This window comes from Edaphovirga cremea (assembly GCF_003332275.1).
Taxonomy (GTDB): Bacteria; Pseudomonadota; Gammaproteobacteria; order Enterobacterales; family Enterobacteriaceae; genus Edaphovirga; species Edaphovirga cremea.
Window position 1 is genome coordinate 25,725 of record NZ_QOVA01000001.1, and the last position, 23,013, is coordinate 48,737.

Consider the following 23,013-nt stretch of genomic DNA (forward strand, 5'->3'; position numbering starts at 1 on the left):
TTGCGCCTTCTCACATTTCACCATTAAGATTGCGACATTCACATGGTCGATACAACGGGATTTAAAAATGAATGAGTCGTTATGTATCACCGATGCTAGCGCAGAAGATATGGCAGCGGTGCAGACTATCTATACCCATCATGTGTTACATGGCATTGCGACGTTTGAAGTGGAGCCGCCGGATCTGGCCGAAATGCTGAAACGGCGGCAGGCCGTCCTCGATAACGGATTGCCTTATTTGGTGGCCCGACTGGACGGGCAGATCGTGGGATATTGTTATCTGGTTCAGTACCGGCCACGCCATGCCTACCGTTTTACAGTGGAAAGTTCGGTCTATGTGGCGGAGAATTGTCAGGGAAAAGGGATTGGCAATGCGTTGATGACTGAGGCAATTGTGCGGGCAGAGCGCGGTGGTTGGCGGCAAATGATCGCCAATGTCGGGAACAGTGAAAATTACGGATCGCTGAAGCTGCATGAAAAATTGGGTTTTCGTACCGTAGGAACCCTGGCCTCGGTAGGCATGAAACATGGACGCTGGATCGATACGGTTTTAATGCAACGTCCCCTCGGTGAGGGGGACATGACGCTGGCCCAGTAGCCGCAGGCTGGGGATTTCAAATGTCATTTCCAGCCTGACAGTCGATTGTTTGCAATGGGGAAAATGCTTTTCACAAGCTCCATTTCCTCTGCTCCTACTTTTTTCAAAATCTGCACCATACTTTGCGTGCATCCATGCGGACTTTAAGGGGTAATCCGTACTATGAAAAATCCAACCATCCTTCAGTTTTTCCACTGGTATTACCCTGAAGGGGGAAAGTTATGGCCTGAGGCGACGGAACGTGCACAACACTTGGCTGATATCGGTGTGACGGCGGTTTGGTTGCCCCCAGCGTGCAAAGGTGCGTCTGGTGGATATTCGGTGGGTTATGACACTTACGATCTCTTCGATTTGGGGGAATTTGATCAAAAAGGAACCCGGGCGACGAAATATGGTGATAAAGAAGCGTTATTGCAGGCAGTCAGCACGTTAAGGGAAAAAGGCGTACAGGTGCTGATGGATGTGGTGTTCAACCATAAAATCGGCGCGGATGAAAAGGAGCGGGTGAGTGTCCGACCTGTGGATCCGGATAATCGTAATAATATCTCCTGCGAAGTGATCGAGGGACTGGCCTATACACGCTTTACCTTCGATGCGCGTGAAGGTAAATACTCAAAATTTATTTGGGATTTCAAATGCTTCAGTGGCGTTGATTATCTTGAAGATCCCGACATGCATGGTGTTTTCAAGATCGTCAATGATTACGGGGATGACGGCTGGAACGACGAAGTTGATGATGAACTCGGTAATTTTGACTACCTGATGGGGGCAAATATCGAGATTCGCAATTTGGCGGTTCAGGAAGAGTTGAAATATTGGGGACGCTGGCTGCTGGAAAACGTGCCCTGTGATGGCTTCCGACTGGATGCGGTGAAGCACATCCCGGCATGGTTTTTCAAAGACTGGCTGGAGCATGTCCGGGAGGAGGCGTCGCAGGATCTGCTGGTGATTGCAGAATACTGGTCACCTGACCTGGAGAAACTACAGCAATATATCGACCGTGTGGAAGGCAAATTGATGCTGTTTGATGTGCCGTTGCACTTCAACTTCCATACTGCGTCAAATCAGGGAGCGGAGTACGATCTGACAAAGATCTTCGCCGGAACATTGACCGCTGTCGATCCGTTACATTCTGTGACGATCGTGGCAAACCATGATACTCAACCCTTGCAGGCTCTTGAAGCACCGGTTGAACACTGGTTCAAACCACTGGCCTACGCGTTGATTTTGCTGCGTGAGCAGGGCGTGCCTTGTGTTTTCTATCCTGACCTGTTCGGTGCCAGCTATGAAGATGAAGGCGGTGACGGTGGAATGTACCAGATTGATATGCCGATCGTGGCGGGGCTTGAGACGCTGATCAAGGCCAGGGAACATTTTGCGCACGGTGCGCAAACCGACTATTTCGACGATGCCAACTGCATTGCTTTTGTGCGCGCTGGAATCGAGGGGGCACCCGGTTGCGTGGTTGTTCTTTCCAATGGTGCCGAGAATGCAAAAACCGTGGCCTTGGGTGAAGGGTTTGAGCATAAAAAATTCCGCGATTATCTTGGCAACCGTGAAGATATCCCGCAGGCCGATGAGCATGGCAATGTGACGTTACCCGTCAAAGAGGGCAGTGTCAGCGTTTGGATTCTGGAGGACGTACTTTAAACCAGTCGGCGGAAAAGGGGTCTTTTCCGCCTGTTGTTTGATGTGGTCTGTTTCAGGGCGTCTGGCCTGCGTTTAGGCCGGGCGCAATTTCACTCATTTCGCAGGCTACCTCACCAATTCTTTGTAGCGCATGGGTATAACGGGCATTGAACGGATAGCAGCACGACAGGCGCAGGGCGTTGCGGTAGCGCTGGCTGTTGGGCGAATAGAGTGTGCCGGGCGTTACGCAAATATTCTCGGTCAGCATGCGGTGAAACAGTGCAATGGTATCCACTTGCTCGGGAAACTCCACCCAGAAAACAAACCCCCCTGCGGGTACTGTCGCACGGGTTCCGTTCGGAAAATATTCGGCAATCAATGCCCTGGCCGCATCGACCTGCGCAGCATAGCGACGGCGCAAGCGGCGAATGTGGTGATCGTAGCCCCCGCTCTCTAAAAATTGTGCCACCGTTTCCGACAACAACCCTGATTCGGACATGGAAGAAACCGCTTTAAGCTTGTGCAGCGCCGAAGTAAAACGTCCGCCGATGACCCAGCCAAGACGGAAATCGGGTGCCAGCGTTTTCGAGAAGCTGGAGCAGAAAATCACCCAACCTCCGCGATCAAAGGATTTTACGGCCGGTGAAAGCGTCTTGCCGAACTGAATCTCGGCATACAGACCGTCTTCAATCAGCGGTACCTGATAGGTATTCACCAGATCGGCCAGGCGCTTTTTCGCCGCCACCGGCATACTGAAACCCAACGGATTTTGCACCGTGGGCATTGCAATGATTGCGTTCAGCCGTTTCTCGCTGAGCATCAGTTCCAGCGCGTCGAGCGATAACCCGTTCTGCGGATCGGTAGGGATTTCCAGGGCTTTCAATCCCAGACTGGCCAGCAGGGGCAGCAGATAAAAATAGGTCGGGGTCTCCAACCCGACGCAGTCACCGGGCCGTGTCACCACGCGCAACGCCAACTGAATCGCCTCCATACATCCGTGAGTCACCGTGATGTCATCCGCCTGCAACGTCATACCTAAAATCAATGAACGGCGGGCAATCTCCCGGCGCAATGTGGGACTCCCCGGTGGCAAAGGATACGTACCAATTAACTGCGGCTGTTGTCGCAACAGTGACGTCATGATTTTCGACAGACGTCCTGACGGATAAAAATCAATGGCTTGCGGGCAGGCGAGAGACACATTGGTAAATGCCGGATTGGTTTGGGTGGCAAACACCGTATCAATCAGGTCGAGCACGGTATCAGAAGGGGCTTTGACCGTTTGCGGAGGCGTAGCGGGAGTGTGTAACGTGGGTAACAGCGTGCGGACGTAGTAACCGGATTGCGGCCTGACTTCGATCAGTCCGCGATCTTCCAGTCGCTGATAGCTGGACAATACGGTATTGATACTGACCTGATGGGCTTCGGCGCAGCGTCGTAATGAGGGTAAACGACTACCGGGAGGAAATGTCCCGGCATGGATCGCGCTTGCAAGGCGTTCCGCCAAACGCTGATAACGGTTTTCTCCATTCTGTTCACCAATAGTCACAATGTGCCTCTCAAGCCATGGGTACAGTTAAGAATTTGAGTAATTGTACCCTATACAATAGTTATTTTCTGTCCCTGTAACCATAAGTCCGCACCGATTAACATGCAACAAAGGACTTTCATCAGGACAGATAATCATGCTCGATCCCTCATTTTTCAGTTACGTCACCGTGATGTCGATCACCCCTGGCCCCAATAATTTGCTATTGGCCGCTTCGGGAGTAAATTACGGTTTCAGGCGCACATTACCCATGGTATTGGGCGTCTCCTTTGGCTGTGCAATTCAGTGCTTATTGGTCTCACTTTTGCTCAGTTGGGTATTGAGTTGGGCCAGCGTATTGCGCTTTCCTCTGGCGGTGATGGGTTGCCTGTATTTATTGTGGCTGTCATGGAAAATCAGCCAGTCGGCCAGTCCAAAGATGCGCGAGGGTTCCAGGCCGATGAGCATACTCGGCGCAGCCCTGTTTCAGGCCGTGAATCCGAAAGCCTGGTTGATGGTGATCAACGTTGCGATTCTGTTTTCTGCCAAACAGGGTGGCGGTATTAGTCACATGCTGTTCGTTAGCGTGATGTTTTTCGCGTTGAATTTACCCTGCATTATCATTTGGGCACTGATGGGCGATCGCCTGCGTTTTGCCTTGCAGCAAGCGTGGAAACTCCGCCTGTTTAATGGGGTGATGGGAGGATTGATGGCAGCCACGGCATTGTGGTTGCTGGTGGAAGAGTGGCAGGTTTTTCGTTCTGTCGCGTAGACTTCTTGTAACGCCGTTGATACCGGCAAGGAGCGCAAGCGGCCCTGAGTTTGTAACCGCTGGTTGCTTTAACGGGGTAAGCGGTTTTACTGCGGAAAAACGATGATAAAAAACGGACAAAAAAAGCCCCGGCGGGTAGCCAGGGCTTCTTTATGTGCAGGACATTGAATAATCTGATTACTTGTCTGCTCCGGCTTAAACCATCATCGCGGTTGCAAGTTTCAACAACTTATTTTTTGTCACACACCACTGAATTCAATTACAGCGCAACAACGTTAACCGCTGAAGGGCCTTTCTGGCCAGCTTCGATACTGAATTCTACACGTTGACCTTCGTCAAGCGTTTTGAAATCATTGCTCTGGATTGCAGAGAAGTGTACGAACACATCTTTGCTACCGTCAGCAGGAGTAATGAAACCGAAACCTTTACCAGCATCAAACCATTTTACCAAACCAGTCATTTTAGTAGACATAATATTTCCTTTCAATTTTTTAGTGCCACCGAGTGGCGATGTAGGGTCTGCTTATCAGTATTTACTTATGGGGAGCACTAAAGAGAAGGAAATTCGTCGAGAAGTGATTTTTTATATCGCTTTAACTAAGAACTGCTTTACTTAAATGACTTACATAAATAGGTCTGTACTACAAACCGATGTAGCTATTAACGCATGCTGGGTTTTTAATAGCAAGCCTTATTTCACTTAATGACACAGGGACAAGAAAATCCCGAGCCAAAAACCCGGGCATTGAGAAGCGCATCTTGTTGCCGCGCACTGCCCACAGACGCCCATCCGCAGAGCATTGCAACGGGCTCGAAAGGCGTGTTTTAACTTTTGTCAGGAAAACACAAGATAAGTAAATTAAACGGTCGTTTAATAATGGTTGATAGCATCTGTCATATGATAAGAAGGTTATCCGTAAATGCGATACACATTATGATGTTTCTTGAAAAATCGACGATGAAGGCCCTGATGACATTATTCCTGGTTATTACTTTGCCGGGTGCTTTTGCTGCGACTGCTGTAAAGGAAAGTGCGTCAGAATCATCGCCAGGTTTATGGTCGACATTTAAAAATAATGTCGAAAAAACATGGGATAATTCTGATAACAAGGATTTTTATTTACCGGTAATTATGTGGCATAACCGTTGGACCTACGATGATGACAAAATAGAACAGTATAATGAGCATCCATGGGGGGCCGGTTACGGTCTTTCCCGCTTTGATGATCGGGGTAATTGGCACTCGTTATCTATAATGGCGTTTAAGGATTCGCATAATAAGTGGCAACCTCTTGGTGGATACGGCTATGAAAAGATTTGGCGGCCACTACAGGATCAGGATTTCCGCCTGGGTTTGGGTTTTACCGCTGCAGTAACAGCGCGCAATGATTATGACTATATCCCCATTCCCATTGTCTTGCCTTTGGCGTCAGTGAGTTATGACCAACTTTCTTTGCAGGCCACCTATATTCCGGGTACCCACAATAACGGTAATGTATTGTTTGCCTGGTTAAGGTGGCAATTCTAAGCCATATGGGCTATTTCACTCTCTCGCTGCGGCGAGCGGGATATCGATCCGCGACTCTGTGAGCCACCTCGCTACTTTTCCTGCGATAACTTCTATGCTGAATGATGACATTAATATGAATCAGTGCTTTCAACGGCTTACTGATAATAATAGATCTTTTATGGAGCTTTGAATGGAAAAAACAACTAAAGGTCTGGCACTGAGCGTGCTGGCATTATTGGTACCCCTCTCTTTCAATGCGGTCGCGGCAGGGAATAACAGTCAGGCACCGGACGGTTATCAACTGGAAAAGGTATTAATCATGAGTCGCCACGGGATCCGTGCTCCGCTGGTTAATTATGGTGATGTTCTGGCTGAATCAACGCCGCATAAGTGGCCGGTGTGGCAAACAGAAGGTGGATTATTGACGCCGAAAGGGGGATTGGTTGAGGAAAATGTTGGGCAATATTTCCGCGCCTGGCTGGCTGATACCAAATTATTACCCGCAGGAAGCTGCCCAACCGCACAACAGGTATTTACTTACGCCAACAGCTTGCCACGCACCATTGATACCGCGAAACACTTCGTTATTGGCGCTTTTCCCGACTGTAATATCACCATCAACCATCAGGCTGAAATCGGAAAAATGGATCCCACATTCAACCCGATTATCACTGCTGATGTTACCGACGAATTTAAAGAAAAAGCGTTATCTTCTCTGGCACAGCATGCCGGTGATGGCGGAATTGATGGGCTGAATCAGCGCCTCAAGCCTAATTATGCCCTGCTGGAAGAGGTCATGGATTATAAAAATTCCAAGCTCTGCAAGCAGGATAAACAGTGTGATATTTCTGCGCAGCCCTCCAGCGTGACGTTGCTAAAAGGCAAAGAACCGGGAATTTCAGGGCCCTTGCGGGTAGGAACCGGGGCATCAGATGCCTTTATGCTGCAATATTATGAAGGCTTCCCGCTGAAAGATGTGGCCTGGGGCAAGGTAACCACCACTGAACAGTGGCAGAAGTTGGAAGCGATCAAGAACCAGTATCATGAAACCCTGTTCGGTTCACCGGCGATAGCCGCCAATGCCGCCGCGCCGTTGATGAATTTTATCGCGGGTGCACTCGATCAACAGCCGGTTGGCGATAGCCGCCAGCAAGCCGCACAACAGGCGAAGCTCGCTGTACTGGTCGGGCATGATTCCAATATTGCGTCTTTGCTGTCTGCGCTGAAAACCAAAGACTATCAGTTGCCTGAACAGTTTGAGAGAACACCGATCAGCGGTGCGGTGGTATTCCAGCGCTGGCACGATACTGAGAAGAATCGTGATTTGATGAAGATCGAGTATGTTTACCCAACGACTGAGCAAATCCGTAACAAGAGCGCATTAACGCTGGCAACGCCTCCTCAGCGTGTAACGCTGGAGATTGCCGGATGTGCGGTGGATGCCCAGGGTTTCTGTCCTATGGATCAATTCACCAAAGCGTTGAAAGAGGATCAGCAAGGCTAGGAGCGGTAAGGCAGCGACTGCGCGCGGTATGGGTTAACGCGCAGTCGTTCTGTTCGGATGGCACACGTCTGAATTGTTCAAAATTAAACACAATTGATATTATTTAATTACATTTTAATAACATTAATTGTTGGTTTTTCGGTCTACAATTATCCTCAATAAACCAGAAGAAAGTGCTCTAGCCCATACCAGTTTATTTCAGCCCGCGTAGTGCGGGCTTCTTTTTTTGTCGTCAGGCGTCGATTTCTCCTGTGCTGAAGAGAACAGTTGCTGCAAGATTTCCAGGCGCTGTTCCGGGTTGGGGAACCAACGGCGCAGGAAGGTTGAACGTGATTCCGCGTCGCGCGTCGCGCGATAATAGCGGGTAAGGTATGGGGCGAGATAAGTATGAAGATCCATCAGATTTTCCTCCTGTTGGCGATGACGTAAGTATCGATCGCTAAAACAAGAAGAAATAGTGACAGCTTGTTTTTTATACTTCCGGTTTTATCTGTCCGTTTTTATTCTTACTGCTTTACCTAAAAAAATGGCTAAAAAAGGCGGACCCCAGTCCGCCTGATAAGATAACCGTCAGCCTTTGGCGACCGGCCACTGTTTGTTGACGTCACCCCATTCGGTCCAGGCTCCGTCGTATAATCCAACGGTTGGCGCTCCAACGGAGTGCAGCGCAAAGGCCAATGCCGCAGCCGTAACGCCCGAACCACAACTGACGATGATGGGCAGGCGAATATCCACCCCGTGTTCGGCGAAGGTTTTCTTCAGACCATCCAGCGGCTTCAGGTGACCATTTTCAGATATTTCGGTGAAGGGCACATTAATGCTGCCGGGGATATGTCCGCTGTGCAGTCCCGGACGGGGTTCAGCCACTTCGCCTTTGAAACGGCCTGCCGCGCGCGCATCAAGGATTTGCGTGCCGCCATTTTGCACAACGTTCATCACGTCTTTTTGCGTTTTAATTGCGCCCGCTGCGAGTTTGGCGCTGAATTTCTCAGGTGCTCGCGTCTTTTCGCCACTTTCTACCGCCAGACCCAACTCATGCCAGGCGTTGATCCCTCCGTCCAGAACACGGATCTGAACCTCAGGCAAGCCGACTCTGAGCAGCATCCACCAGGCGCGCGGCGCGCTGAAGAGATCGCCTTCGTCGTAAAGCACCACGGTATGTTTATTACTGATGCCAAGATTACCCATCGTTTTGCTGAATGAGGCATCCGTTGGCATCATATGCGGCAGCGGGGTGGAGGTATCGGAAGTGCCATCAATATCGAGATAAACAGCACCCGGAATATGTCCTGCCAGATACTCGGCTTTCATATTGGGTACTGAAGACGTGCCGGGTTTGGGCATGCGGCAGTCAACGACTATCAGGGAGTTATCCGTAAGGTGGTCGGCAAGCCAGTGAGCTGAAACGATAAAAGGTGATTTCATATCAGTTTTGTCCCTCATTGAGTACGGCAGGTTATTCAGCGCTTTACGTTCGGTTCATTAAGTATACCTGTCATATTTCAAGCTTCAGGTGCCCCCAGTCACATAGTTATCTATGCCTCTGGTGATTTGTGGGCGGATCGCGTTACTCACCCCATCTCTGGGCTCGCCCTTAAAGGGGCTGCTGCAAGTCGATTTAATCCTGCAAACCGAAATATTCAAGGCACAATATATCACCGGGAATAATCGAAAAAACCCAGGCATGGCGCGGTTTTCCATGATAGTAGAGGCGGTTGCGATGCAAGCCTTCCGCCGTCGCGCCAATTTTTTCCGCCACTCGCCTGCTGCGATGATTCTCTTCCATCATCACGATTTCCAGACGGGTCAAGGAAAGGCGATTGAACGCGAATTCGCTGATATATTTTACGGCCAGCGGTGCCAGTGAACGTCCGGTAAACTGGCTATGGATCCAATAGCCGACATTGGCTATTTTGTTCTCATGACTGATGTTGTTGATCGCAGCGCCGCCAATAACCCTGCCGGTCGCGATCTCGAACAGATTAAAATTGAATTCACTGCCTTTATGGCGTTTGTGCTCGGAATCATGCAGAAAACGCTGTGTATCCTTGAGCGTCATTGAATCAGTACACCAGTTTTCCCACTGACCGATTTCATGACGCGAGCTATAAATAGCAGAAAACAGCTGATCGGCTTCCTGTTCCAGAGGCACGCGTATTTCAATCTGTTGGTCGCGGTAAATCTGACGTGGAATCATGGACGGCTCCTGATTTTTATGAAGATTCAGCGTCACATATTGAATGATGTCCTGTCAATCAGTGGCCGATAAACTTGCTCACGGGATAATATAATCTCCACCAACGCGTGAAATCGCGAGTTGCAAAAAGGGGCCTCTGAGGATGTGGTGCGACACTTTGCTATTCAAGGCGATGGCTCGTTCAGCAGCGACATTATGATGATTAATGAAGTAGCGTATCAGCCGCTGACAGGGGGAAAAATGGGTCAGCGGCTGATCGGATAATTTGGCTCGCTCAGCGCATTTGGCTGGCTAAAGCCGAAACTACTTCTTACCGAACATCTTGCTTGCAAGCGTAACGACGGCCAGCACAATCGCGCCAGTAACAATACCCACGACCAAGTCGCTGGCACCGGTAATCAGCGTGTTCACAAATCCATTATGTCCATGGGTCATGGTATCGATCAGGCTATGCGCCCAGGGAAGTCCATGGGTGAGAATGCTGCCACCCACCAGAAACATGGCGATGGTACCCAAAAACGACAGCGCTTTCATCAACCAGGGAGCCATTCCCAACAGAAATCCTCCCAGTCCACGCAGTGCATGGCGAAATCCGCCTCGCCCCTCGAGACTGCTCAAGTAGAGACCGGCATCGTCAATTTTCACAATACCCGCAACCAACCCGTAAACGCCGACGGTCATGGCAACGGCAATCAATACCATTACGGTGATCTGATTGACAAAAGGAGCACCGGCAACGATTCCCAACGAGATAACGATGATCTCCGCCGAGAGAATAAAGTCGGTGCGGATCGCCCCCTTGATCTTCTGTTTTTCGATTTTGACGATATCGGCATCGGTCTTTGCCGCAGCGAGTTCCGCATCCCGTTCGGCATGGGGATCTTCGCTGTGCAGATATTTATGCGCAATCTTTTCAAACCCTTCGTAGCACAGATACGCACCGCCAATCATCAGCAATGGAGTGATCGCCCAAGGGATAAATGCGCTAATCAGCAATGCCAATGGAACCAGAATTGCTTTATTAATCATTGAACCTTTGGCGACAGCCCATACGACCGGCAATTCCCGATCGGCATTTACCCCGCTGACCTGCTGGGCGTTCAGCGCCAGATCGTCGCCTAAAACGCCGGCCGTTTTCTTGGCCGCCACTTTGCTCATTGCGGCCACATCGTCAAGTATCGACGCAATATCATCAATCAAAGCCAACAGGCTGGTTCCAGCCATAATCAGGTTCCTTAAGGTTAAATTTTCCGTAATACGGCAATTATTATTGATAAATCTGGGGCGAAATGACATCAGAAAGCTGCCATTTCTTTTTCTATACCCGCTAATTCTATGCCCGCTAAGTTTAGGCGTTACCGGAGATTTTAGCCTGCGACTGACTGATATTCCTCACCTATTATTCACCGTGAAAAACTTCCCGCCTGCGTTGGTTTATATCGGGAAACCCTTGTAATGATTTAGGGGCCAGCAGAGACATATAAGTAGCCACTAAATACACTGCAATGTAAATATTTATTTACACTTCATGTCCCTATTGCCCGCTGGTGCGGGCTCCTGATTATCGGAAATTCTCTCTTTCGTAAAAAAATATTTACGCAGTGATTGATTGATGCTCGATTATTCGCCATAGTTGGGGAAGGTTCTCGTAAAAACAGTGGGGCATTGCGTGAGATTTATTTCTATGTATGATGCCCTCTGCCTAAATACATCGAATACGGCCGAACAGTGTAACTATTAGTTCACACTCGCGGTAAAATTGGCGGCATAAAAGGATAACAGCAATGACTCAACCCATATTCATGATCGGCGCCCGTGGCGCAGGTAAAACGACAGTAGGCAGCGCGCTGGCTGAGGCCCTGGGTTTCAGATTCGTGGATACCGATCTGTATATGCAACAGAGCACGGGTCTAAGCGTTGCTGAAGTGGTTGCCCGCGAAGGATGGCAAGGATTCCGGGCTCGTGAGTCCCAGACGCTGGAGAAACTCAGTGCAGCCGATACGGTCGTGGCGACCGGGGGCGGAATGGTGTTGTCCAGTGATAACCGTGCCTTCATGCGCAGCGCAGGCACCGTATTCTATCTGCGTTCACCTGCCAATGTGCTTGCCCACCGTTTGGAAGAGTATCCGGAAGATTCGCAGCGCCCAACGCTGACCGGCCGTCCGATCGGTGAAGAGATGGTTGAGGTGCTTGCTGCCCGGGAAGCGCTCTATCAGGAAGCCGCCCACTATGTGATGGACGGTACCGTCCTTCCTCCGGTGGTGGTTGAGCATATTATTCTGACGCTCTCCCCCGTGTTTTCTGCCGCAATGGTGAAGTAATTTCGCTGGCCGGGACACGGATGTGTTCCGGCAAATTTTCAGACCCATCCGCCTCACTCGCTCTCAACGCTGTTCTATACTTACCCCTTAAGTGGATAATTACAGGACAAAAACATGCCAACACAACCTCCTTATCCGCGCACTGCGCGCATTGTGCCCGTTGATAAAGGCAGGCCTGGACATACCGTCATCTGGTATCAGTTAAGAGCCGATCACCCTCATCCTGATAGCTTGATCAGTGAACATGAAACAGAACAGGAAGCGATTGACTCGAAACATCGCTATGAAGACGAAAATATCGAAGGGTACAAGAAGTGATTGAGCCTCCCAGAAATGGGAGGCTTGCTCGCGCGCTCTATTCAGCACAATCTATAAAACCAGCACGTCCCGGTCGCTCGCGCGCGAGGAAAAATGCGCTTTCCCTGTCTGTAACGCAGGCTTTTCCCCCAGCCATGTCCAACTCCGGTGCACGATCCCACTTCCCTATAATAATCAGTGACAGTAGAAGTCGTCTCACCCTAATATGGTGATTCCATTTTTCGGGCGCAGGGTCAATCTATGCTGAATGTGAATGAGTATTTTGCAGGAAAAGTTAAGTCTATCGGCTACGTGAGTGACTCAGTTAACAAAGCCAGCGTGGGCGTAATGGAGAAGGGGGAATACACGTTCAGTACCCATTTGCCGGAAGAGATGACGGTGATAACAGGCTCATTGAAAGTCCTGATGCCGGGTGCACCGGATTGGCAGGTCTTCATGCCGGGAGAAACTTTTTTTGTTCCGGGTAAGAGCGAATTCAATCTGCAAGTTGCAGAAGCGACAGCTTATCTTTGTAAGTACTTGAGCAAATAGCTATTTTTTTCAAACAGGAAAGGGTTTCTATTTAAACAGGAAAAGGTTTCTGCTCAAACAGGAAAGGGCGCAATGCGCCCTTTCTGCTATCTGCAAGAAGCTGATTTTCTCGCGGTGATTATTTCTGTGCTTCGCCACCGAGTGCTTCAATGACATTGGCAATCAGTGCAGCAAGCTCACCGGTCATGAGAATGAAATCGGCATCAAAACGTGCCGCAAAATCCTCCCGGTCAATATCTTCATTCTGATCGCGGATCACGTCAGAAAACTTCAGGCGCTTGATGCTGCCATCGTCAGACAGAACGATCTGAATACGCTCCTGCCAGTCGACAGCCAGTTTGGTGACCAGTTTGCCATTTTCAATATGCACGGCAATCTCATCACCGATCAGATTCTGTTTTTTACAGCGAATCACGCCGCCTTCTTCCAGAATCGCTTTCAGTTCGGCTTCGTCCTGCAAAGCAAAACCGGCAGGCATGTCGTTGGAGCGCACCCATTCGGTCATCGTCAACTCGATGGGGCTTTCCATCGTCAGTGGCACCACCGGCAATGAGCCCAGGCTCTTACGCAGCAGGGCCAGCGTATCTTCGGCTTTTTTGGCGCTGGCGCAGTCGACCATAATCAGACCGTTAACCGTATCAATCCACATTAACGTCTGGCTGAAACGGCTGAATGCACGAGGCAACAACGTGTGCAGAACCTCATCTTTCAGGGAATCTTTTTCGGTTTTTTTCAGTTTGCGGGCTTGCTCGCTTTCCAGTTTTTCAATCTTGGATTGCAACGCCTGTTTGATCACCGGCGACGGCAGAATTTTGTCTTCTTTACGGGCGCAGATCATGATCTGACCATTGGCCGTGTGCGTCAGGGCATCACTGTGCGATCCCATCGGCGAGACCCAACCCGTTTTCGACATATCCTGGCTGCCGCACGGCGTAAAACTGAATGCGCTGAGTTGCTTTTCCATTTCTTCCGCAGACAGTGCAACTTCACGGCTCAAACGATAAACCATTAAATTTTTAAACCAAAACATCATGTTATCCCTGTCCCGGGCGCGCAGGTGGCGCGCAAATTGTCGTATGCTGGGCGGCATGATAACGAATTGAGGCGCATCAGTCGTTAAGAAATGTCACCGTGCGCGCTGATATTACGCTGCCACGCGCGACGTATCGCCTGTGCTAATTGACGTTGATTATAAGGTTTGGATAATTGTTCTACGCTGGTCAATGTCTCGTCGCGCTGCTGGCGGATATCCTGCCCGCTGACCAGCAGCGTAACCAGTCCCGGATTAATGATTCGCGCCTGCCGAATCACATCTGCACCGCTAAGGGAGCCGGGCAGCATCAGGTCACTGATCAGCATGGCAATGTCCGGCGTCTGGCGTAATAATGCCAGCGCGCTCTCCCCGTCGGCGCTTTCCAGCGTGAGGTAGCCAAGTTGGTGCAAGTGCTCACACAGGGTTTGCCGGACATCTTCTTCGTCTTCCAATACCAGCACCAGTTGATCGCCATTGTCGGTCTCTTCTATCGGCTCATCAATCACCGGACTCGGCGTTTGTGCAGAGGCACGCGGGAGTTGTAATCGCACCAGCGTGCCTTGCCCCGGCGCGGATTCTATCTGCACCCGGCCACCCGATTGCCGAATGAAGCCGTATACCATCGACAGCCCAAGCCCGCTGCCCGTACCAACGGATTTGGTGGTGAAAAATGGTTCGAACACCTGGGCTTTCACCTCCGCCGACATTCCGCAGCCATGGTCGATAACCTCGACCGCCACCATATCCTGTTTCTTGCCGCCGGTGCGTTCCACCCGCTGATTATAAATACGGATTTTTATCTCACCGGCCTCACCTTCCAGCGCATCACGGGCATTGACCACCAGATTCATCAGCGCATTTTCCAACTGATTGGCATCGATCCACGCTGGCCAGCCCGGCTGTTGCACTTCTATGGTCAGCGTCTGGCTGGCGGGCAGCGAATGCCGCAGCAACTCATGCAGGTTTTCGACCAGCGAACCGACCTGGACTGCCCGCGGATGCAATGCCTGTTTGCGTGAGAACGCCAGCAGGCGCTGGGTGAGTTGCGCGCCACGCCCTGCGGCCTTCAGCGCCCGGCTGACGCGCTGATCGGTTTGCGGATCCCGCGTTTGTGTGGTGATCAACTCCAGACTGCCGATAATGACCGCCAGCAGATTATTGAAATCATGCGCCAGTCCCCCGGTCAGTTGTCCAACGGCTTTCATTTTCTGGCTGTGCACCAGCGCTTCTTCCAGAGCTTTGCGCTCGGTACGTTCCAGTACCACATTGACCATGCCGCGATCGGGCACCGGGCTGAAACGCAATTCGATGACCCGCCCATCGTTGAGCCGGACTTCTTGCGGCTTGGGCAGTTCGCTGGTCAGATTCGCCAGCGTGTCGTCCCAACTGTGATCGCCGAGCCAGGTATGCTGTGGATGGCTGACGCGCTGCAATAATTCACGGTAGTGCTGACCGCGATGCAAGTGGTGTTCACCGAGTCCGAGCAATAGCGGATATTGCGGATTCCACACCACCAGATGCCCGGTACTGTCAAACAGCGCAAAGCCGTCCCGCATCGCGTGGAACGTGGTCTCAAGTTGGGTACTTTTTTCTTTGAGCAATTTTGACGTGTGCTCCAGCGACGCGGTATTTCGTGCGAAGACGCTGAAAGCGCGCGCCAGATCACCCAGTTCGTCGCGGCGCTGCAAGGCGGGCACGCTGACGTCGCGCTCGCCTTTTGCCAGCCGGGTCATGGCTGAGGCAATGGCCGTCAGGTGTGAGCCAAGGTTACGGTAGATATATATCCCGGCGAAACCGGTGATCACCAGCGCCAGCAGGGCAAAGGCGCCGATAAAGATGATGATCGAATTCAACTCCTGATGTGTTTTCGCGGTGCGTAGCTCGGATTCATCGGCCACTTTGCGCACATAGAGATTGATGTCGTCATTGAGCATCTCCACCAACGCTTTGATTTGGTAAGTGTAATACGTGATGGCCAGATCGCTGTTCTCCAACCGTTGCGCCAGCGGCATCAGGCTCTGTTGGGTATCCACAAACAGGCGCATTTTATCTTGCAGCAAAGGATCGTTTTGCACCGGCATCCAGAATTGCATGACGTGATTGAGTTGGGTGACGGCCGCCTTGGGCGAAGGGGTCTGGATAGCGATGGTCAGCAGTCGATCGATTTCGCTGCGCAGGGCCAGCGGCGGAGAGTTGGTCTTCTGACGGAACATGATGCTATTGATGTGATACAGGGTCGATTGCGCCTGATACAAGCCGCTCAGCAAGATGTTGCGCTGCAAATGGCGCGCATGGCCGTTGGTCAGCAACCGACTGACACTCTGTTCAAGCGTGGTGCTATGCGAAATAATCCGGCTGACCAACTGCGGTTCACTTTTCGCCAGTGGCGCATCCGCCAGACCCGCCAACGACGTTTGCAGCGCCAGCTGCGTCTGCTTCAGACGCGCCGATTCACTCTGGTATTCCAACGCGCCGACCACCTGGGAAAGCCGCACGGCGGAGGTTGCCACGTTCGCCGTATCACGCGCCAATGCCATGCTGCCGGTCATTTCGCTCAGCGTTTGTGCCTGCGCCAGCTCCTGGATTTTCCCGGCGTGGTTAAAACCGATAATTGCCACGCCGCTGACCATCAATGTGACGGCGACCACCAGCAGGTTGAACATCAATAAACGACCACGGGCACCAGCGAGCAGCCTCGGGCGGGGTGGGGATTCAGGCATCACGTTCGTCCAAAGCCGGGCAACTGAACTGAGTATAGAAGTCCGCGCCGTTAACATTATGACAAAGATGAATGGCGTCTGACATTTTCCATTTATCTGCGCCTGTTTTACTGCTGCGATGACATAAGAACAGGAGTGGCCCGATGGCAGTAACACCGATTCTGCAAATGAAAGACATCTCGCGCCGCTTTGGTCAGTTCTACGCGCTGAAAGATGTCAATCTCACCGTCTACGCGGGGGAAGTGCATGCGTTGATGGGCGAAAACGGTGCCGGGAAAAGCACCCTGATGAAAATTCTGGCCGGTGCCTATACCGCCACCAGCGGAGAGATTCTGATTGATGGTAAACCACACGCCATCAAAGGCCCAAAGGAGGCGCTGGCTGCGGGTATTACGCTGATTTATCAGGAGATCAATCTGGCGCCTAACCTGACTGTGGCTGAGAATATTTTTCTCGGCAGCGAGATTCATCGCGGTGGGCTGGTCAAGCGCAAGCAAATGGCGCTGGAGGCACAAAAAGTCATCGATCGCCTCGGTGCCCAGTTCAGCGCCACCGATCTGGTAATGAAACTGAGTATCGCGGAACAGCAGCAGGTTGAAATTGCCCGTGCACTGCATCGCAACAGCCGGATTCTGGTGATGGATGAGCCGACCGCCGCGCTGTCATCACGCGAGACCGAACAGCTTTTTGCCTTGATCAAACGCCTGCGCTCGGAAGGCATGGCGATCATCTATATCAGCCATCGTATGGCGGAAGTCTACGAATTGTCGGATCGGGTCAGCGTACTGCGTGACGGCGAGTATGTCGGTAGCCTGACGCGGGAAAATCTCTCCGCCACCGAATTGGTCAGAATGATGGTCGGTCGCCCGCTGAGCGATCTGTTCAATAAAGAGGCCGCCCAGATCAGCAATCAGCCGCGTCTGACTATTGAAGGTCTCACGGACGGGAAAAAAATTCATCCTTGCGATCTGATGGTCCGCGCTGGCGAGATCGTTGGGTTGGCGGGTCTGGTCGGTGCGGGTCGATCGGAGCTGGCACAGTTGATCTTTGGCGTGCGCAAGCACAGCGCAGGTCGGATCTTGATCGACGATAAACCGGTGAAAATCGGATCACCGCGCGATGCCATTGCGCTGGGAATTGGCTTCCTGACCGAGAACCGCAAAGAGCAGGGGCTGTTTCTCGATCTGGCCGCCCATGAAAATATCGTCATGGCGACGATCGAGCGGGACTCCCATTACGGCATGCTGGATCGCCGCAAAGGCCAGATCATTTCCCGTGAAGCCATTGATTCATTGAATATCCGCGTGCCACATGCCCAGGTACGTGCTGGAGGGCTTTCCGGTGGCAATCAGCAAAAACTGCTGGTTTCGCGCTGGATAGCCATCGGCCCACGAATTCTGCTGCTGGATGAGCCGACGCGCGGGGTGGATGTCGGTGCGAAAAGTGAAATTTACCGCATGATGAATCAGATGGCGCAACAAGGCGTGGCGATCCTGATGATTTCCAGTGAATTGCCGGAAATAGTTGGAATGAGCGATCGTGTTTATGTGATGCGTGAAGGTGCCATCGCCGGGGAGTTGCAGGGCGACATCACCCAGGAAAAAATAATGACGCTGGCTACCGGCGTTGCACTCTCTCAACCGACGCCCGTTTAAGGAGCCGCCATGACGACCAACCCAGAGACGCCGCGCATTAAAACTCCTACGCTGAAACGTGCCCTATTCAGTGATCTGATGCAAACCATCGGTATTCTGCCGATTTTGATTCTGATTGTGGCGGTATTTGGTTTTCTCACCCCCAACTTTTTCACCGATGCCAACCTGATGAATATTACCCGTCAGGCCTCGATCAATATTGTGCTGGCCGCGGGGATGACGTTCATCATCCTGACCGGCGGTATTGATTTGTCGGTGGGATCAATGCTCGGCGCAACAGCGGTGGTTGCCATGGTGGTGTCGCTCGATCCGGCCTTTGCCGCATTCTCGATCCCGATGGCGCTAATAGCGGGATTGGTTATGGGGTTGTTCAACGGCATGTTGGTGGCGTGGGCAAGGCTGCCACCTTTCATTGTGACATTGGGCACCTATACCGCCTTGCGCGGTGCGGCCTATCTGCTGGCGGACGGCACGACGGTGATCAATTCCAATATCAACTTCGAATGGATCGGCAACTCCTATCTCGGCCCGGTGCCGTGGCTGATCGTAATCGCGTTTGCGGTGATCGCCATCTGCTGGTTCATATTACGGCGTACCACGCTCGGCGTTCATATCTATGCGGTCGGCGGCAACATACAGGCGGCGCGCCTGACCGGCATCAAAGTAGGTTTTGTTCTGCTGTTCGTCTACGCCATGAGCGGGCTGCTATCAGGTCTGGCCGGGCTGATGAGCGCCTCGCGGCTCTACAGTGCCAACGGTAATCTCGGCACGGGGTATGAGCTGGATGCCATCGCGGCGGTCATCCTCGGCGGAACCAGTTTTGTCGGTGGCATAGGCACTATTACCGGTACGCTGGTAGGTGCGTTGATCATCGCCACCCTCAACAATGGGATGACGTTGATGGGTGTTTCTTATTTCTGGCAACTGGTGATCAAAGGTGCGGTGATCATCATTGCAGTACTGATAGACAAATACCGTACCCGTAATCATCAGGCCAGTTAATCATCCTCGGATAATTTTCAGGCGTAGTGCATGCCATGCTGCAGTTGGCGAAGAAGGTCAATCATCAGGAGAAGGTCTATGCGTTTTAATCACATCATGAGCTGTTTGCTGGCGGCATCTGTATTGGCGGCAGCCCCGCTGGCCCAGGCAAAAGAGTTGAAATCGATTGGCGTTACCGTAGGGGATTTGGCAAACCCGTTCTTCGTTCAGATAACCAAAGGAGCCGAACTCAAAGCCCGTGAACTGGCAGGTGACAAAGTCAACGTCACGCTGGTTTCAAGCGGTTATGACCTCGGCCAGCAGGTCGGGCAGATAGATAACTTTATCGCGGCAAAAGTCGACATGATCATCCTTAATGCCGCGGATTCCAAAGGCATTGGGCCAGCGGTAAAACGGGCCAAAGACGCCGGTATTGTCGTGGTCGCGGTGGATGTGGCCGCCGACGGTGCAGACGCCACCATTACGTCAGATAACACCCAGGCCGGGGTCATGGCCTGTAAATACATCGCCGATCACCTGAAAGAGAAAGGCAATGTGGTCATCATCAATGGTCCTCCGGTATCCGCCGTGCAAAACCGCGTTGAAGGCTGTATGACCGAGCTGAAAAAACATCCGGAAATCAAACTGCTGTCGTATAACCAGAACGCCAAGGGCAGTCGTGAGGGTGGACTGGAAATCATGACGTCATTGCTGTCGGCGAATCCGAAGATTGATGGTGTGTTCGCGATCAACGATCCGACCGCGATCGGTGCCGATCTGGCAGCGAAACAGGCGCAACGTAACGAATTCTTCATTGTTGGCGTGGATGGATCGCCAGACGGTGAAGAGGCGCTGAAACGTGAGAACTCCCTGTTTGTTGCCACACCAGCCCAGGATCCGCAGGTGATGGCGGCCAAGGCCGTTGAGATCGGTTACGACATTCTGCAGGGCAAACCCGCGCCGAAAGAGCCCGTGCTGATCCCGGTGACCCTGATCGATCGTAACAACATTGGCACGTACAAAGGCTGGACCGTGAAATAAGTCGCGGTTTGATTGAGGAACGAGAGTTATCTGGTGGCAGGAGGCGTTATGGATCGTTCGCAGGTGAATCGGATTTTACAGGAAACCCAACAATTCTTTGTCCGTCAGGATGTTCATCTGCCGCCTTTTGCCCATTTCAGCCCGCAGTCCTGGCAGTTACAGACGCGGGAAAACTGGCAGGAAGTGTTCGATCTCAAACTGGGTTGGGACGTCACGAGCTTCGGTAGTGACGATTTTCGTCACCATGGGCTGACGCTGTTCACGCTGCGCAATGGCTCGGTTGATGGGAAGCGTTACAGCAAAAGTTATGCCGAAAAGGTGATGCACTGTCGTGAAGGGCAGGTGACGCCGATGCATTTTCACTGGCGAAAGATGGAAGACATTATCAATCGCGGGGGCGGAAATCTGATTGTTGAGTTGCATAACCAGCAGCAGCAACAATTGGCTTCGACGCCAGTGAGCGTTGCCATTGATGGTTTTCGTCAGACGCACGCAGCGGGTAGCCGCATCCGCCTTTCACCGGGCGAAAGTGTCACGCTGACACCGGGGCTTTTTCATAGTTTCTGGGGTGAAGAGGGCTATGGCGACGTGTTGGTGGGCGAGGTTTCCATGACCAATGACGACGAACACGATAACTATTTCCTGACGCCGCTTGCACGTTTTGATCCGATTCGCGACGACGAAGCACCGCGCTGGTTGTTGTGCAATGAATACGCGCGCTATCTGTCGTCGTCATAACGTTTCTACACCAGTAAGGAATTCATTATGGCATTGATTTCTCTGGCCGAAGGGTTGGCGCATGCACGTCAGCACGGCTATGCGTTGGGTGCATTCAACGTTCTCGATACCCATTTCCTGCGGGCGATTTTCAGTGCAGCAGAGCGTACCCGTTCGCCGTTTATCATTAATATCGCTGAAGTGCATTTCAAATATGTCTCGCTGGAAACGCTGGTGGCGGCGATCAAGGTAGAAGCCGCTCAGCACGATATTCCGGTGGTGCTGAATCTCGATCATGGCCTGCATTTTGAGGCGGTGATGCAGGCGCTGCGTTACGGTTTTACCTCGGTCATGTTTGATGGCTCAACGCTCAGCTATGACGAGAATGTACGGCAGACGCAAGACGTGGTGCGCATGTGCCACGCTCTCGGCGTGTCGGTGGAAGCCGAACTGGGCGCAGTTGGTGGTGATGAAGGTGGCGCTCTGTACGGCGAGGCCGACAGCAATAAATTCACCGATCCGGCGCGGGCGAAAGATTTCGTCCAGCAAACCGGTATCGACACGCTGGCTGTCGCGATCGGTAACGCCCACGGCAAGTATAAAGGGGAACCAAAACTCGACTTTGCACGACTGGAGGCTATCCGCAAGCAAACGGGTGTTCCGCTGGTTCTGCACGGCGGATCGGGGATCAGTGATGCGGATTTCCGGCGGGCGATCCAGCTCGGCATCCACAAAATCAACTTTTACACCGGGATGTCGCAGGCGGCCCTGACGGCGATCGAGGGACGGATGGGCGAACGCAAGGCAATCTACGACGAATTCGCCGAACTCCTGATGGCAATCGAAAACAGCATCGCAGATGTTGTGGCACAGCAGATGCAGATTTTCGGCAGTGCCGGTAAAGCCTAGGAGACGATCATGACACAGCGGTTCGGGATCCTGTCGGCGGGCAATATGTTGGTGGATCACGTCCAGCGTATCGATCACTGGCCGCAACAGGGTTGGCTGACCGAGATTGAGCACAGCGACAAAGGCACCGGTGGCGCACCACTCAATGTCCTGCTGACGCTGGCGAAAATGGAAACCGGTCTGCCGCTGGCCGCGCTTGGGCTGGTGGGAGAAGACAGCGACGGCGATTACATTTGCCAGATGCTGGATACCTACCACGTTGACCGTTCCCGGGTACGGCGCACCGCCAAAGCCGCTACCTCAATGACCCAGGTGATGACCGAGAAAAATGGTCAGCGGACCTTTTTTCACGCCCCGGCCGCTAACCGCTGGCTGGATCTGGATGCGTTCGCCGACCTTGATACCCAACACCGTATTTTTCATTTGGGGTATCTGCTGTTGCTCGATAGTCTCGATAAGCCGGATGAGGAGTTTGGCACGCGCAGCGCGCGGCTTCTGGCGCAGATGCAGCAGCAGGGATATCAGACGTCGCTGGATTTGGTGTCACGTCAGGGCGATCCGCGTTATCAGTCGCTGGTTCTGCCCAGTCTGCGTTGGCTGGATTATCTGGTGATTAACGAACTGGAAGCCGGTGAATTTACCGGTCTGGCACTGCGTGAAGTGCAAGGTTCGCTGGACGTGCCCTTGATGGAAGAAGCGGCGCGGAGGCTGAAACAACTCGGTGTGCGACAGCGAGTGGTGATTCATGCACCTGAAGGGGCGTATGGGCTTGAGAATGGCAGTGGACTCTGGTTGCCTTCATGGCCACTGCGTGCAGAACAGATTGTTGGTTGTGTTGGCGCAGGTGACGCATTTTGTGCTGGTGTGCTCTACGCCAGCCATCAAGGTTGGTCGCTGCACGACACGTTGGAACTGGCACATACCAGCGCCTGTTTCAATTTGCGTTGTGCCAATGCCATCGACGGCGCGCGTCCGTTACCCGAGATGCAGGCATTTATACAACATCAACGTATACAACCTATATAGGCGTTTACAACGTACATAGGCTT

22 protein-coding genes are annotated in these 23,013 nt (G+C 52.1%); 14 read left to right on the forward strand and 8 right to left on the reverse strand.

Going from position 1 to position 23,013, the window contains the following annotated elements:
- Positions 1-67: 67 nt before the first annotated feature.
- Both DRI82_RS00125 and amyA read left to right on the forward strand, forming a co-directional pair.
- Complete coding sequence (locus DRI82_RS00125) at positions 68-598, forward strand: GNAT family N-acetyltransferase (protein WP_114191492.1); 531 nt, start codon at positions 68-70, stop codon at positions 596-598.
- Between the two features lie 162 nt (positions 599-760).
- Positions 761-2,248, forward strand: coding sequence for an alpha-amylase (gene amyA, locus DRI82_RS00130; protein ID WP_114191493.1), 1,488 nt, complete (start codon positions 761-763; stop codon positions 2,246-2,248).
- 52 nt (positions 2,249-2,300) lie between these two features.
- Here the strand turns inward: amyA and DRI82_RS00135 are convergent, their stop codons facing one another.
- Entirely contained in the window at positions 2,301-3,776 is a 1,476-nt protein-coding gene (locus DRI82_RS00135; RefSeq protein ID WP_114191494.1) for an aminotransferase-like domain-containing protein, read from the reverse strand.
- 136 nt (positions 3,777-3,912) lie between these two features.
- On the opposite strand from DRI82_RS00135, the gene DRI82_RS00140 reads away from it, so the two are divergent.
- The gene (locus DRI82_RS00140) at positions 3,913-4,527 is read left to right on the forward strand and encodes a LysE family translocator (protein WP_114191495.1); all 615 of its coding nucleotides are present in this window, start codon (positions 3,913-3,915) and stop codon (positions 4,525-4,527) included.
- A gap of 259 nt (positions 4,528-4,786) precedes the next feature.
- Here DRI82_RS00140 and cspE read toward each other — a convergent pair whose 3' ends face one another.
- Positions 4,787-4,999, reverse strand: coding sequence for a transcription antiterminator/RNA stability regulator CspE (cspE, locus tag DRI82_RS00145; RefSeq protein WP_114191496.1), 213 nt, complete (start codon positions 4,997-4,999; stop codon positions 4,787-4,789).
- 405 nt (positions 5,000-5,404) lie between these two features.
- Here cspE and pagP point away from each other — a divergent pair, with 405 nt between their 5' ends.
- Positions 5,405-6,055, forward strand: a complete 651-nt coding sequence (pagP, locus tag DRI82_RS00150; protein WP_411704428.1) for a lipid IV(A) palmitoyltransferase PagP — start codon at positions 5,405-5,407, stop codon at positions 6,053-6,055.
- Between the two features lie 172 nt (positions 6,056-6,227).
- Positions 6,228-7,541 carry a bifunctional glucose-1-phosphatase/inositol phosphatase gene (gene agp / locus DRI82_RS00155; RefSeq protein WP_114191498.1) on the forward strand — a complete coding sequence of 438 codons (1,314 nt, stop codon included), beginning with the start codon at positions 6,228-6,230 and terminating at the stop codon, positions 7,539-7,541.
- Positions 7,542-7,739: 198 nt separating this feature from the next.
- Here the strand turns inward: agp and DRI82_RS00160 are convergent, their stop codons facing one another.
- The 4 genes from DRI82_RS00160 to DRI82_RS00175 all read right to left on the reverse strand — a co-directional run bounded on the left by DRI82_RS00160 (position 7,740) and on the right by DRI82_RS00175 (position 10,962).
- Positions 7,740-7,940: a hypothetical protein gene (locus DRI82_RS00160; RefSeq protein ID WP_114191499.1), complete on the reverse strand. Its 201-nt coding sequence runs from the start codon at positions 7,938-7,940 to the stop codon at positions 7,740-7,742.
- 171 nt (positions 7,941-8,111) lie between these two features.
- A complete protein-coding gene (gene sseA, locus DRI82_RS00165) occupies positions 8,112-8,966 on the reverse strand; it encodes a 3-mercaptopyruvate sulfurtransferase (RefSeq protein WP_114191500.1) in 855 nt (284 codons plus the stop codon).
- A 193-nt stretch (positions 8,967-9,159) separates the two neighbouring features.
- Positions 9,160-9,738: a GNAT family N-acetyltransferase gene (locus tag DRI82_RS00170; RefSeq protein WP_114191501.1), complete on the reverse strand. Its 579-nt coding sequence runs from the start codon at positions 9,736-9,738 to the stop codon at positions 9,160-9,162.
- 303 nt (positions 9,739-10,041) lie between these two features.
- Positions 10,042-10,962 carry a DUF808 domain-containing protein gene (locus DRI82_RS00175; protein WP_114191502.1) on the reverse strand — a complete coding sequence of 307 codons (921 nt, stop codon included), beginning with the start codon at positions 10,960-10,962 and terminating at the stop codon, positions 10,042-10,044.
- 560 nt (positions 10,963-11,522) lie between these two features.
- On the opposite strand from DRI82_RS00175, the gene aroL reads away from it, so the two are divergent.
- The 3 genes from aroL to ppnP all read left to right on the forward strand — a co-directional run bounded on the left by aroL (position 11,523) and on the right by ppnP (position 12,908).
- Complete coding sequence (gene aroL, locus DRI82_RS00180; RefSeq protein WP_114191503.1) at positions 11,523-12,059, forward strand: shikimate kinase AroL; 537 nt, start codon at positions 11,523-11,525, stop codon at positions 12,057-12,059.
- 114 nt (positions 12,060-12,173) lie between these two features.
- Positions 12,174-12,377 carry a YaiA family protein gene (locus DRI82_RS00185; protein WP_114191504.1) on the forward strand — a complete coding sequence of 68 codons (204 nt, stop codon included), beginning with the start codon at positions 12,174-12,176 and terminating at the stop codon, positions 12,375-12,377.
- 240 nt (positions 12,378-12,617) lie between these two features.
- On the forward strand, positions 12,618-12,908 hold the full coding sequence (gene ppnP, locus DRI82_RS00190) for a pyrimidine/purine nucleoside phosphorylase (protein WP_114191505.1): 291 nt from the start codon (positions 12,618-12,620) through the stop codon (positions 12,906-12,908).
- 118 nt (positions 12,909-13,026) lie between these two features.
- Here ppnP and rdgC read toward each other — a convergent pair whose 3' ends face one another.
- The gene (gene rdgC / locus DRI82_RS00195) at positions 13,027-13,938 is read right to left on the reverse strand and encodes a recombination-associated protein RdgC (protein ID WP_114191506.1); all 912 of its coding nucleotides are present in this window, start codon (positions 13,936-13,938) and stop codon (positions 13,027-13,029) included.
- A gap of 86 nt (positions 13,939-14,024) precedes the next feature.
- Positions 14,025-16,661 (reverse strand): ATP-binding protein, encoded by a 2,637-nt coding sequence (locus DRI82_RS00200; RefSeq protein ID WP_114191507.1) that lies wholly within the window; start codon positions 16,659-16,661, stop codon positions 14,025-14,027.
- Positions 16,662-16,804: 143 nt separating this feature from the next.
- Between DRI82_RS00200 and DRI82_RS00205 the strand changes: the two genes are divergently transcribed.
- The 6 genes from DRI82_RS00205 (at position 16,805) to DRI82_RS00230 (ending at position 22,990) form a co-directional block, all read left to right on the forward strand.
- Entirely contained in the window at positions 16,805-18,316 is a 1,512-nt protein-coding gene (locus DRI82_RS00205; protein WP_114191508.1) for a sugar ABC transporter ATP-binding protein, read from the forward strand.
- Positions 18,317-18,325: 9 nt separating this feature from the next.
- Positions 18,326-19,318 (forward strand): ABC transporter permease subunit, encoded by a 993-nt coding sequence (locus tag DRI82_RS00210; RefSeq protein WP_114191509.1) that lies wholly within the window; start codon positions 18,326-18,328, stop codon positions 19,316-19,318.
- Positions 19,319-19,396: 78 nt separating this feature from the next.
- The gene (locus DRI82_RS00215; RefSeq protein ID WP_114191510.1) at positions 19,397-20,338 is read left to right on the forward strand and encodes an ABC transporter substrate-binding protein; all 942 of its coding nucleotides are present in this window, start codon (positions 19,397-19,399) and stop codon (positions 20,336-20,338) included.
- A gap of 48 nt (positions 20,339-20,386) precedes the next feature.
- Positions 20,387-21,076 carry a D-lyxose/D-mannose isomerase gene (locus DRI82_RS00220; protein WP_114191511.1) on the forward strand — a complete coding sequence of 230 codons (690 nt, stop codon included), beginning with the start codon at positions 20,387-20,389 and terminating at the stop codon, positions 21,074-21,076.
- A gap of 27 nt (positions 21,077-21,103) precedes the next feature.
- The gene (locus DRI82_RS00225) at positions 21,104-21,964 is read left to right on the forward strand and encodes a ketose 1,6-bisphosphate aldolase (RefSeq protein ID WP_114191512.1); all 861 of its coding nucleotides are present in this window, start codon (positions 21,104-21,106) and stop codon (positions 21,962-21,964) included.
- 9 nt (positions 21,965-21,973) lie between these two features.
- A complete protein-coding gene (locus DRI82_RS00230) occupies positions 21,974-22,990 on the forward strand; it encodes a carbohydrate kinase family protein (protein ID WP_114191513.1) in 1,017 nt (338 codons plus the stop codon).
- Positions 22,991-23,013 lie beyond the last annotated feature (23 nt).

Excerpts from the sequence above, each read along its gene's own strand:
- DRI82_RS00125 (WP_114191492.1), top strand. The coding sequence starts at position 68 with ATGAATGAGTCGTTATGTATCACCGATGCTAGCGCAGAAGATATGGCA.
- amyA (WP_114191493.1), top strand. The coding sequence starts at position 761 with ATGAAAAATCCAACCATCCTTCAGTTTTTCCACTGGTATTACCCTGAA.
- DRI82_RS00140 (WP_114191495.1), top strand. The coding sequence starts at position 3,913 with ATGCTCGATCCCTCATTTTTCAGTTACGTCACCGTGATGTCGATCACC.
- cspE (WP_114191496.1), bottom strand. The coding sequence starts at position 4,999 with ATGTCTACTAAAATGACTGGTTTGGTAAAATGGTTTGATGCTGGTAAA.
- pagP (WP_411704428.1), top strand. The coding sequence starts at position 5,405 with ATGGTTGATAGCATCTGTCATATGATAAGAAGGTTATCCGTAAATGCG.
- agp (WP_114191498.1), top strand. The coding sequence starts at position 6,228 with ATGGAAAAAACAACTAAAGGTCTGGCACTGAGCGTGCTGGCATTATTG.
- DRI82_RS00160 (WP_114191499.1), bottom strand. The coding sequence starts at position 7,940 with ATGGATCTTCATACTTATCTCGCCCCATACCTTACCCGCTATTATCGC.
- sseA (WP_114191500.1), bottom strand. The coding sequence starts at position 8,966 with ATGAAATCACCTTTTATCGTTTCAGCTCACTGGCTTGCCGACCACCTT.
- DRI82_RS00170 (WP_114191501.1), bottom strand. The coding sequence starts at position 9,738 with ATGATTCCACGTCAGATTTACCGCGACCAACAGATTGAAATACGCGTG.
- DRI82_RS00175 (WP_114191502.1), bottom strand. The coding sequence starts at position 10,962 with ATGGCTGGAACCAGCCTGTTGGCTTTGATTGATGATATTGCGTCGATA.
- aroL (WP_114191503.1), top strand. The coding sequence starts at position 11,523 with ATGACTCAACCCATATTCATGATCGGCGCCCGTGGCGCAGGTAAAACG.
- DRI82_RS00185 (WP_114191504.1), top strand. The coding sequence starts at position 12,174 with ATGCCAACACAACCTCCTTATCCGCGCACTGCGCGCATTGTGCCCGTT.
- ppnP (WP_114191505.1), top strand. The coding sequence starts at position 12,618 with ATGCTGAATGTGAATGAGTATTTTGCAGGAAAAGTTAAGTCTATCGGC.
- rdgC (WP_114191506.1), bottom strand. The coding sequence starts at position 13,938 with ATGTTTTGGTTTAAAAATTTAATGGTTTATCGTTTGAGCCGTGAAGTT.
- DRI82_RS00200 (WP_114191507.1), bottom strand. The coding sequence starts at position 16,661 with ATGCCTGAATCCCCACCCCGCCCGAGGCTGCTCGCTGGTGCCCGTGGT.
- DRI82_RS00205 (WP_114191508.1), top strand. The coding sequence starts at position 16,805 with ATGGCAGTAACACCGATTCTGCAAATGAAAGACATCTCGCGCCGCTTT.
- DRI82_RS00210 (WP_114191509.1), top strand. The coding sequence starts at position 18,326 with ATGACGACCAACCCAGAGACGCCGCGCATTAAAACTCCTACGCTGAAA.
- DRI82_RS00215 (WP_114191510.1), top strand. The coding sequence starts at position 19,397 with ATGCGTTTTAATCACATCATGAGCTGTTTGCTGGCGGCATCTGTATTG.
- DRI82_RS00220 (WP_114191511.1), top strand. The coding sequence starts at position 20,387 with ATGGATCGTTCGCAGGTGAATCGGATTTTACAGGAAACCCAACAATTC.
- DRI82_RS00225 (WP_114191512.1), top strand. The coding sequence starts at position 21,104 with ATGGCATTGATTTCTCTGGCCGAAGGGTTGGCGCATGCACGTCAGCAC.
- DRI82_RS00230 (WP_114191513.1), top strand. The coding sequence starts at position 21,974 with ATGACACAGCGGTTCGGGATCCTGTCGGCGGGCAATATGTTGGTGGAT.